The 11,107-nt window shown below is 61.4% G+C and carries 8 protein-coding genes; 4 read left to right on the top strand and 4 right to left on the bottom strand.

All coding sequences use genetic code 11. The annotated features are described in order from the left end of the window. Positions 1–44 precede the first annotated feature (44 nt). From ACHQGU_RS05305 to ACHQGU_RS05290, 4 genes are all read right to left on the bottom strand, one after another. Complete coding sequence (locus tag ACHQGU_RS05305; RefSeq protein ID WP_062249814.1) at positions 45–1,535, bottom strand: Ppx/GppA family phosphatase; 1,491 nt, start codon at positions 1,533–1,535, stop codon at positions 45–47. A 91-nt stretch (positions 1,536–1,626) separates the two neighbouring features. Then, complete coding sequence (locus ACHQGU_RS05300; protein ID WP_395496099.1) at positions 1,627–3,897, bottom strand: RNA degradosome polyphosphate kinase; 2,271 nt, start codon at positions 3,895–3,897, stop codon at positions 1,627–1,629. Between the two features lie 269 nt (positions 3,898–4,166). Beyond that, positions 4,167–6,266 carry a S46 family peptidase gene (locus ACHQGU_RS05295; protein WP_395496098.1) on the bottom strand — a complete coding sequence of 700 codons (2,100 nt, stop codon included), beginning with the start codon at positions 6,264–6,266 and terminating at the stop codon, positions 4,167–4,169. 85 nt (positions 6,267–6,351) lie between these two features. Continuing rightward, positions 6,352–7,119 (bottom strand): chromosomal replication initiator DnaA, encoded by a 768-nt coding sequence (locus ACHQGU_RS05290; RefSeq protein WP_252353723.1) that lies wholly within the window; start codon positions 7,117–7,119, stop codon positions 6,352–6,354. Positions 7,120–7,221: 102 nt separating this feature from the next. On the opposite strand from ACHQGU_RS05290, the gene purM reads away from it, so the two are divergent. From purM to rpe, 4 genes are all read left to right on the top strand, one after another. Next, positions 7,222–8,304 (top strand): phosphoribosylformylglycinamidine cyclo-ligase, encoded by a 1,083-nt coding sequence (gene purM, locus ACHQGU_RS05285; RefSeq protein ID WP_062140831.1) that lies wholly within the window; start codon positions 7,222–7,224, stop codon positions 8,302–8,304. Beyond that, a complete protein-coding gene (gene purN, locus ACHQGU_RS05280; protein ID WP_395496097.1) occupies positions 8,301–8,927 on the top strand; it encodes a phosphoribosylglycinamide formyltransferase in 627 nt (208 codons plus the stop codon). Before purM ends, purN begins: the two co-directional genes overlap by 4 nt. Positions 8,928–9,002: 75 nt before the next feature. Beyond that, positions 9,003–10,331 carry an RsmB/NOP family class I SAM-dependent RNA methyltransferase gene (locus ACHQGU_RS05275; protein WP_395496096.1) on the top strand — a complete coding sequence of 443 codons (1,329 nt, stop codon included), beginning with the start codon at positions 9,003–9,005 and terminating at the stop codon, positions 10,329–10,331. A gap of 63 nt (positions 10,332–10,394) precedes the next feature. Further along, positions 10,395–11,066: a ribulose-phosphate 3-epimerase gene (gene rpe, locus ACHQGU_RS05270; RefSeq protein ID WP_215753489.1), complete on the top strand. Its 672-nt coding sequence runs from the start codon at positions 10,395–10,397 to the stop codon at positions 11,064–11,066. Positions 11,067–11,107 lie beyond the last annotated feature (41 nt).

Below are 11,107 nucleotides of genomic sequence, written 5' to 3'. Positions count from 1 at the left end.
CCCGCACACATCTGCTCCTGACAGAGAACAGGCAAAAGGCTGTATCAGGCTTCCAGATCAGACTCAAAGCGGGTGGAAACATCCAGCGCCTGACCCAGCCGGGCCAGTCCACGCCCCACGGTTTCCCCCCGCACAGCCACACGGGATGACACAAGTTTGAGCACAAGCTCCTTGCGCTGCCACAGCAGAGCCGTGCCATCCAGCAGCACCGCCGTCCCACCGGAAAGGGAATATGCCAGACGCAGCGCCTGCCCCAGCACGATGGCGCGCCGCCATGCGGCCTCACTCAGCAGCGTGCGGGACGTCCCCAGAAACTCTGCATTGGTATCCGCCGCATAGCGCACGGCCAGTGCCAGAGAAAGCCAGGCCCGCGATTCATGATCAAACCCCACGCCCTGCATGCGCAGGATACGCCAGTAGGTCTGCTCTGCCCGATATTCCGGGTGATCGTGACTGCCAACATCCGAGAGAAGGCAGGCAATACGCCGCAGATGCTGCTCCTGCCTGCTTTCCTTGGGCAGCAGGCCATCTGTCCAGCGGCACAGCACATCCGGCAGCGTGTTGCTGCGGCCGAGCCGTGCGCACATATCCCGCGCCACAACGTCCATCGGGTCCTGCGGCAGGCAGTCCGGGGCGACATTCAGCATGTACCACCCTTCCCGCAGGCCATCCACGCAGAACACCACCCGGTCCGGCTGCACCTTGCGCAGCAATCTGCGCAGCACAGTCGCGGCAAACGGTACATCATCCAGACGTTTTTTGGGGGCACCGGGCAGACGTTCCAGACTGCGGCGCTGCGCATGCAGCAGCCAGCCGGTCATCTCCCGCGCTTCTTCCAGCCCCAGCGTATAATAATGCACGATATTCAGCGGATACTGCATGCGGGCAATATGCAGGCGGGCCAGCGCACGGAATGCCCCGCCAACCAGATACAGCGTGTTCCCCTTGACCTGAGACAGCCATTTGACGCGCCCGATATCCTCATCCGCCAGCGTGCGCGCCACGCCGAGGTCTCCCCTGGCGCGGTCACTCAGGCGGATAACGCCCAGCGGCAGGGTATTGGCATCGTGGCGACCATCTTCCGCCAGACGGATCAGTTCCAGAGAGCCGCCGCCCACATCGGCCACCAGCCCCTTTGCGCCGGGAATGCCGCACATCACGCCAATGGCGGAGTGATCGGCCTCTTCTTCCCCGCTCAGAATACGGATGGGCACCCCCGGCATGTTCCTGCGCAGGGCGTCGACAAACTCCGGCCCGTTCAGCGCATCCCTTACTGCAGCAGTCGCCAGAATTTCAAACGGGTCCGCATCCATAGCACGGGCAATAGCGTGGAAGCGGCTAAGCACTTCCATGGCCATCTGCACGCCTTCTTCATTCAGCTTGCCTGTTGCTGTCAGGCCCCGGCCCAGTCGCAACACCGCCTTTTCATTAAAGATAGGCACAGGGTTGCGCGATACGCCCTCGAACACCACGAGGCGCACAGAATTGGACCCAAGATCAACAACGGCCGAGCGGCGCGGCATATCAGTCTGCATGGGCGGCACTCTACTCCCGAAAATCGTTCACGAAAACCGAGAACAGATGCCAAAAGCACGCATTCTGCTTTTCCCGCCCTGCTGACTGAAATCAGTCATCAAACATCAGGTCTTTTGACGTCGGCAGAGAGGCCGGTGCGCGGAGTGGTGTTTCATGCGCAGCGGAGCCGCGGCCCGAGAGCGACGGGTGCGTCATGAACCATTCATGCGCAGAAAAAGGCCTCGCCCCCGGCGTCAGCCTGCGCCATGTGCCGCTGGCTTCCAGCCCCCAGGATTGCAGATTGTCCTTGAGGTTGGAGACCATGATCTGCCCCAGCATCTGGGCATGCACCGTCGGATTGGTGACGGGCACCATGCTTTCCACCCGCCAGTCCATATTCCGCGTCATCCAGTCCGCAGAGGACAGATAGACCTTGGCATAGCGAGACGGCAGGCGATGGCCGTTGCCGAACGCGAAAATGCGGGAATGTTCCAGAAAACGTCCGACAATGGATTTGATGCGGATATTTTCAGAAAGCCCTGGCACACCCGGCCGCAGGCAGCAGATGCCCCGGATCACCCCGATAATCCGCACCCCGGCGCAGGAGGCACGATAGAGGCAATCGATCAGATCCGGGTCCACCAGCGCATTCATCTTCAGCCAGATGGTGCCCGGACGCCCGGCTTTGACATGCGCAATTTCTTCCTCAATCAACTCCCGCAGCGTGCTGCGGATAGTGATGGGCGAGAAGGAAATGGCTTCCATCTTGGCCGGCATGGCGTAGCCGGTCACGTAGTTGAACAGGCGTGCGGAATCCCGCGCCAGTTCCGGCTTGCAGGTAAAGAAGGAGAGGTCCGTGTAAATCTTGGCGGTAATCGGGTGATAATTGCCCGTGCCAAAATGCGCGTAGGACCGCACCTGATTACCCTCGCGCCGCACCACAAGGCTGAGCTTGGCGTGGGTTTTCAGGTCCGCAAAACCGAACACCACCTGCACACCTGCGGCTTCCAGCGCGCGGGAGAGGCGAATATTGGCTTCTTCATCAAACCGCGCCCGCAGTTCCACCATGGCGGTGACGGACTTCCCGGCCTCAGCGGCTTCAATCAGCGCCTTGACGATGGGGGAGTCGCGGGACGTGCGATACAGTGTCTGCTTGATGGCAATCACGTTGGGGTCGAGCGCTGCCTGACGCAGGAACTGCACCACCACGTCAAAGCTTTCAAACGGGTGATGAACCAGCAGATCCTTCGCCCGGATGGCGGCAAAACAATCACCATTGAAGTCCAGAATCCGCTCGGGGAAGCGCGGCGTGTAGGGCGGGAACAGGAGATCGGGGCGGTCATCCACAATCATCTGCTTGAGGTCCACCACACCGATCATGCCGGAATGGACGGCAATTTCTTCCGGCGGCAGATCCAGCCCGGAGGCAATGGCGTCCGCCAGTTCCGTCGGCACGCGCTTTTCCATATCCAGATGGATCACCACGCCACGGCGACGGCGTTTGAGTGCGCTCTCATAAGAGCGGACAAGGTCTTCTGCCTCGTCCTCAAACTCCACATCGGTATCGCGCACCACGCGCAGCATACCGCTTTCCCCCACCACAAGACCGGGGAAAAGCTGGTCCATACATAGGGTAATCAGGTTTTCCAGACGGATGAAGCGCACCGTGCGGTTGCCTGCACCGTCTTTGCTGGGCAGGCGAATAAACCGCTCAACCTGCGCAGGCAGCAGGATCAGCGCGTTCATGGCAAACGCGCCGTTTTCCGCCAGCAGCAGACGCAGGCCGAGCGCCAGCCCCATGTTGGGGATGAAGGGCAGCGGGTGCGCCGGGTCCACCGCAAGCGGCGTCAGCACCGGAAAAACGCGGTCCATAAAGCAGGTGTGCAGCCAGGCGCGGTCGGCTTCATCCAGATCAGACGGTTCACACAGCACCACACCGGCATCCGCCAGCAGGCCGCGCAGTTCTACCCAGATACGCTGTTGTTCACGCAGAAGCTGCGCGCAGCGTTCCCGCACGGCATCCAGCTGCTCGGCAGGGGTCAGACCATCGGGCGAGAACGCCACCAGCCCTTCCCGCACCTGCCCGACAAGACCGGCCACACGCACAGAATAAAATTCATCGAGATTACTGGCACTGATGGACAGAAAACGCAGGCGCTCCAGCAACGGGTTGCGCGCGTTATCCGCCTCTTCCACCACACGCTGGTTAAAGGCCAGCCAGGAGAGTTCGCGGTTGATAAACCGCTCGGGCATGTCCAGCGTCACCTTTTTCTGGACCGGCTTTTTTCTGGTTCGACGAACTGCCGGCGTGCGTCTGCGGGCGGGCACTTTGGCTCCGGCTGATTGACCCGTCTTTTTGTCCTGCCCCGTCGTCACACCCATTCTCCCCTGTTTGCCCTCATCCTGCCCGCATCAGCCTTGCGGGCATAGGGCTCATCGTCTCTTAAGACTTAACATCATACTGTAGAGTCTTCTGACTGGAAAAGAATGACACATGTTACGGTTTTATGTCGCTCGCATTCCAGAGAGCCTGCGCAGAACGCAAAACAGGCCCGCAGAGCCATTGCCCGGCGAGCCTGTTGCTTGTGTGCGCTGCCCCTGCAAAGCCCTGCGCCTTACGCGGCGAGGCCTTGCGGGTCATGCGTCAGATCTCAGAGATGCCCCTGAGACAGTTCGTTAGCCAGCGCCTGATTTTTATAAACCACCTTCAGCGCTTCCATGATGGCAGCCGTATCGACAGCAACAGCACGGTTGGTGGTTTCATCGTAATAGAAATCCCCACCCAGAGAGTGAATGTTGCCATCAAAAATCAGACCCACGGCATGACCCTCAGAGTCGATGACCGGAGAACCTGAGTTGCCGCCAATAATGTCATTGGTCGAGACAAAATCGTACGGGGTTTTCATGTTGACGTGCGCCTTGGCGTCCAGCCAGGGCTTGGTCAGCTTGAACGGGTCAGACCCGGTTGCGCGGTCATACAGGCCGGAGAAATAGGTAAAGGCTGGCACGGCTTTTCCGTTTTCATCCCAGCCCTTGACCTGACCGAAAGACAGACGCTGCGTAAATGTGGCATCCGGGTAGGACGATACACCATCGCGCTCAAAACGGGCCTTGGCCATCGCTTCGCTCGCCTGACGAGACGGAGCGGCTACTTCATCATCCATTTGCTTACGCAGGGCACGGGTCTGCGGTTCGATGCTGCGGGCCAGCACAATCATCGGATCTTTGGAGGCGGCAATGGCGTCTGCCCCACCTTTCCAGAACTCCAGACGCACCTTGGGGTCTGCAAGTTTGGTGCCCTTGACCAGCGTTTCCGCCAGATCATCCGGTGCGGCTTTACCCAGAACCAGCTTCACCATCTCATCATCCGCGCCCAGCACCTGCCGCAGCTTGGTCAGAGAAAAGGCGAGTTCTGTCTTTTCAAGATCAGGATAGACCGGGGCCGTGGAACCGAGTTCGGCTTCCAGCGCAGGCAGGCGGGCATCATGATACGCTGTCAGACGTTCAGCATCGGGTTTCTGGCGTTCGTTCGCAGCGCGCACCAGCAGCTTGGCATACTGGAACAGCTCACCCTGAATCCCAAAAGCACCTTCCAGCATCACGTAAGGTTTGAAAATACGCTTCTTGACGGCCAGCGCCTGTGCGTTTTTCGCCCACGGGTCGCCATAGGCTTCCTTGCGTTTGGGGTCAGCGTTGATCCAGTCGCGCAGGCTGGCTTCATTTTTTGCCTTGGCATCCAGTAGTTTGGGGTCAGACAGAACATCCACGCGGCCACGATAGACTTTCAGGCTGTTTTCAATCCCGAAGACCCGTTCCTGCGCTTCCTGATGATGTGCCGTGCTTTCCCGGCTGTACTGCCACAGCGCGCCATCCAGTGCGGAATAGTTATCAATGATGAACGGCACCGTCACATTTCTGGAAAATTCCAGATCCGCCAGCGGAACTTCACGTTCTGTGGACCCCGGATTACCGGAGGTGAACACCAGTTCTCCTTCTTTCGGCCCTGCGGCGTCAAACGGCAGGAAGGCTTCAACCTTGGCAGGCTTCCCGTTTTCGTAAACACGCATGAACGCCATATCGAGATCATAACGCGGGAAGTTGAAGTTATCCGGGTCCCCGCCAAAGAAGGCCGCGTTCTGGTCCGGCGCCATCACCATGCGCACGTCCTGATAACGGCGGTAGCGATACAGCGCCGTGCGACCACCATGATACAGGCTGATGACATCGCAGCGCCATTTCTTGGGGTCATCCTTGGCGCATTCTTTTTCAATGGCGCTTTCCTCGGCCTGACGCGCCGTAGTGTAGGCCGCACCATCCTTGCCGCGCAGGGCCGTCTGCATCCGGTCCGTCACGTCGGTAATGCTATCCAGCTGGTTGAGCTCCATGGCAGGGCAGCGCTGCTCATCCGCAGGGCTTTTGGCACTGTAGCCATCCTGAAAGTAGTTCTTCCCTTTGCCGGAAAGCTGCTGGAGGCATTCATTGGCGCAGTGGTGATTGGTCATCACCAGCCCATCGGCGGAAACAAAAGAGGCCGAGCAGCCCAGTGCCAGACGGGCGGACGCCTTGGTCACGCGCTCCGTCCAGGCGGCGGTCGGGGTAAAGCCGTAACGCTGCTTCATCAGGTCTGCGGGCAGATGGTCCATGGTCCACATCCCCTCATCCGCATGCGCGAAGGGGATGGAAGGAAGAACCGCCGGAGCGCACGCCAGCACCGCCAGAGGCAACAGAGAACGCTTGAAAAAGCTGCTCATGATGCAGAAACCACTTTCAGGTTAATGTTACACTATAACGAAATCGTTCCGCACAGTGACGCAGACACGCCCGCAGAGCAAGACGTTAAGAGGCCCCTGCGTCGTCTTCCAGCAAGGATTCCAGAACGCCTGCGGCCAGAGCGCGCGTCACTTTTTCACCAGACGCAAGGGCCGCCTGATCCAGCCGGGCGGCCATATCCCGAATCGCTCCGGCATTGCGGGGCAGACGCCGCAGCAGCCATTCCGTCACCGGCTGAGCCACCACCATCTGCCGTTCCGCCAGCAAACGCAGGAACAGCCGCCGCAGCAATTCCTCCTCCGCCTGCCCAATGGGCACAGAGGCCGTGGCCCGCAGGCGGCTGGCCAGATCCGGCAGAGAGACACGCCACCGCGCGGGGGAAGCCCGGCCAGCCATGAGCAGCGCCATCCGCCGCTCTCGCACCAGATTGATCAGATGCAGAAGGTCTGCCTCTTCCCGCACCTGATCCGCATTATCCAGCGCCAGCGCGCGGAACCCGCCTTCATGAAACAGATTGGCCACATCCTGTTCATTCAGGCGGCGGCCTTCAATAACAGGCGCACCATGCCGCGCCGCCCAGACGGAGAGCAGATGCGTCTTGCCAGTGCCGCTTTCCCCCCACAGGGCCATGCGGCCTTCCGGCCAGCGCCACATTGCTTCCGCATCCAGCACCCAGCCGCGCGCTGCCGCATTGGAGGGAGCCGCCACAAAATCTGAGCGTCCGAATCGGGGGCGGTGCGCGAACGGCAGAGCAATCTGCCCGCTCACTCCACCCTCCTTTCCGTCCGCCACAGGCTGCTGTGCGGCCTCTTTTGTTTCCGTAATCCGTTTCATGCCGCTTTGCGTGTTGCTTCACCTGCCGTAAAGACTGTCCTCAGGGATTCCTACCCTACCCGATCCGTTACATCGACCCCTTTCAGACCAAGAGCACCTGTCATGACGTCTTCTTCCAGTTCTCCCTCTTCCCGCCTCACCTATCGTGACTCCGGTGTGGATATTGAAGCCGGAGAAGCTTTGATTGACGCCATCAAACCCGCAGCCAAAGCAACAGACCGCCCCGGCACCATGGGTGGCCTTGGCGGATTCGGTGCGCTGTTCGACCTGAAGGCCGCAGGCTTTAAAGATCCGGTGCTGGTCTCCTGCACGGATGGGGTCGGCACCAAGCTCACGCTGGCCATTGAAACGGGTCTGCATGAAACTGTGGGGATTGATCTGGTCGCCATGTGCGTGAACGACCTGATTGTGCAGGGTGCGGAACCGCTCTTCTTCCTCGATTATTTTGCAACGGGCCGCCTGTCTGTTGAAAGTGCCGCCAAGGTTGTGCGCGGCATTGCGCAGGGCTGTGAACAGTCCGGCTGTGCGCTGGTCGGTGGTGAGACGGCCGAAATGCCCGGCATGTATGCCGATGGGCATTATGATCTGGCGGGCTTCTCTGTGGGTGCGGCAGAACGCTCCGCCCTGCTGCCCGCTGGCATTGCGGACGGGGACGCGCTGATTGCCCTGCCCTCCAGCGGTGTGCATTCCAACGGCTATTCTCTGGTGCGCCGCATTGTGGCCGATGCCCATCTGGCCTGGACGGACCCGGCTGCCTTTGCACCGGGCAAAAATCTGGGTGAAGCCCTGCTGACCCCGACAAAACTTTACGTCCGTACGGTGCTGGACCTGCATCGCGCAGGCCTGCTGCATGCCGCAGCGCACATCACTGGTGGCGGCCTGCCGGGCAACCTGCCCCGCATTCTGCCCGACGGGCTGGACGCTGTGATTGACGCCGCATGGCCTGTCCCGCCCGTCTTCAACTGGCTGGCCCGCACGGGTGACGTGGCGAATGAAGAAATGCTGCGCGTGTTTAACTGCGGCGTGGGCATGGTGCTCATCACCCCCAAACCGGACGAAGTTCTGGCCCGCTTGAAAGAACTGGGCGAAGAGGGCACGCTGATTGGCCATATCGCCAAGGCTGCTGACAGCGCCGCCAAAGCTGGCCTGAAGATGGTTGCGTCCCCGGATTTTCACGCAGCATGAGTGAGACGCCTAAAACCCCGGTCGCCATTCTGCTCAGTGGCCGGGGCAGCAACGCCACGGCCCTGATTGAAGCGTGCAAACAGCAGGACTTCCCCGCCCGCATCTGCCTTGTGCTGAGCAACAAACCAGACGCACCGGGGCTGGACATGGCTCGCGCCGCAGGCCTTGAGACCGTGGCGATCGACCACCGCCTGTATAAAAAAGACCGTGACGCGCATGAACGCGCCGTTAATGCCGCCCTGCGGGACGCCGGGGCGGAAGTCGTCTGTCTGGCGGGTTATATGCGCCTCCTCACGCCGTTCCTCACCACCCAGTGGGCGGGGAAAATGCTGAACATTCACCCCAGTCTGCTGCCCGTGTTCCCCGGCCTGCATACGCATGAGCGCGCGCTGGACGCTGGCGTGCGCATCCACGGCTGCACCGTGCATCTGGTCACAGAAGGCATGGATGAAGGCCCCATTCTGGGGCAGGCAGCGGTTCCAGTTCTGCCGGGTGATACGGCTGATACCCTTGCTGCGCGCGTGCTGCGGCAGGAACACCAGCTCTACCCCGACGTGCTTCGCCGGTATCTGACCAAGAGCCAAGCCCCGACATCAGCAGACGCCGCCCTGCTGGTGGCGTAATGCTCCGGCAGGTCTGGCCTGCCACCTCCCCCGCCTTTATGGCCTGACCTGATTGCCTGAACAGATAGTGAGCTGATGACAGCAGAACCCCGCCGCCCCCGTAACCCCAGACGCAATGCAGCGCGCCGGAACAACGCCCCCCAGCCTGCTGACCCCACGCGGGACGTTGCGTTTGATATTCTGTGCGGCGTGGTGGAACACCGGCGCATGCTGGAAACCACCCTGTCCCGCTCTGCTAACGAGCACGAGGCCCCGCCGCGTGACCGTGCGGCAGCACACCGTCTGGCCGCAGCTACCCTGCGCCACATGGGCACGCTGCGCACCGTGCTGGAACCGTTCCTGCGCAAGGAACCGCCGGAACCGGTGCGCGTGGCGCTGATGATGGGCTGTGCGCAACTGCTGTTTCTGGAAACACCGCCGCATGCCGCCGTTGGCACCACGGTCTCTTTGCTGCGCCGCCGCAAGCTGGCCCCGTTTGCCGGGCTGGCCAATGCTGTGCTGCGCAAGGTGGCCGATAAGGGTCCCGCTCTGCTGGAAGGGCTGGACCAGCCACGCCTGAATATCCCCTCTTGGCTGTGGAGTTCCTGGAACACGCTGGGCAAAGGGGCTGCACGCGCCATTGCTCAGGGGATCAGTCATGAAGCCCCGCTGGACATCACCCTCCGCCCCGGCGCGACTGCCCCGGAAGGCGGCGTGGAACTGCCCAACGGCTCCATTCGCCTGCCCGCTGGCACCCGTGTAACGGAACTGCCGGGGTATGAGGAAGGCGCATTCTGGGTGCAGGACGCCGCCGCAACCCTCCCGGCGCGCCTGCTCGCGGCCAAGCCGGGTGAACGCGTGGCCGATCTGTGCGCCGCCCCGGGCGGGAAAACCGCGCAGCTTGCCGCCACTGGCGCAGACGTGACGGCGGTGGAGCAGAACGCGACCCGCCTGCTGCGCCTGCAGGAAAACATGGCGCGACTGGCCTACCCTGTGCAGATTGTGCAGGACGACGCTGCCACATGGAAACCGGATGCGCTGTTTGACGCCATTCTGCTGGATGCGCCCTGCTCCGCCACCGGTACGGCACGCCGCCACCCGGATGTGCTGTGGGTCAAACGCCCGCGTGACCTGAACGCGCTGACAGCTGGACAGGATCGGCTGCTTGCTGCGGCCAAATCCATGCTGCGCCCCGGTGGTCGGCTGATTTATGCCGTCTGCTCCCTGCAGGATGAGGAAGGCCCGGCCCGCGCCCGCGCTGCGCAGGAGATGGGGCTGATCCCCTCCCCCTTTACGCCGGAAGAACTTTCCTTTCTGCCAGAAGCTCTTACGCCGGAAGGCTGGCTGCGCACCCACCCGGGTATGTGGCTGGACAAAGGCAGCATGGATGGTTTTTTTGCAGCCCGCTTCATCGTGCCTGCGTAACAATCTTCCAAACGCGCTTTAACAGAGTTGCGTCGGGCGGCGGGATTGCGGATAACAAAAGTTATGCACTCTGTAACCCGCCCCCTTATTGCTCCCAGTGTTCTCGCCGCCGACTTCGCCCGTCTGGGCGAGGAAGTGCAGGCCGTGGCCAAAGCCGGGGCAGACTGGATTCATCTGGACGTGATGGACGGGCATTTTGTGCCCAACATCTCCTTCGGCCCACAGGTGGTCAAAGCCCTGCGGCCTTACAGCACGCTGCCGTTTGACGTGCATCTGATGATCGAGCCCGCTGACCCGTATCTGGAAGCCTTCGCCAGGGCTGGCGCGGACCATATCCTTATTCATATTGAAGCCGGGCCACATGCACACCGCTCGCTCCAGCATATCCGTGCGCTTGGGGCCAAACCCGGTATTGTGCTGTGCCCGGCGACGCCGCCAGAAGCGGTGAGCGAAATTCTGGATCTGGTGGACGTGATTCTGGTAATGAGCGTCAATCCCGGGTTTGGCGGCCAGAAATTTCTGACCAGTCAGCTCCCCAAAATCCGCCGCCTGCGGGAAATGATTACCACCACAGGCCGGGACATCCGTCTGGCCGTCGATGGCGGGATTGACCCGAAAACCGCCCCTCTGGCGATAGAGGCCGGAGCGGATGTGCTGATTGCCGGCAGTGCGATTTACGCTCAGCCGGACTACGCCGCAGCCATAGACGCCCTGCGGTCTCGAGTTACAGCATGATGCAGATCATTCCGCCCCTTTGCACAGGGCTTTATCACTCC

This window comes from Acetobacter sp. KSO5 (assembly GCF_044094635.1).
GTDB lineage: Bacteria > Pseudomonadota > Alphaproteobacteria > Acetobacterales > Acetobacteraceae > Acetobacter > Acetobacter cerevisiae.
This window is presented reverse-complemented; position numbering and strand designations above follow the sequence as displayed.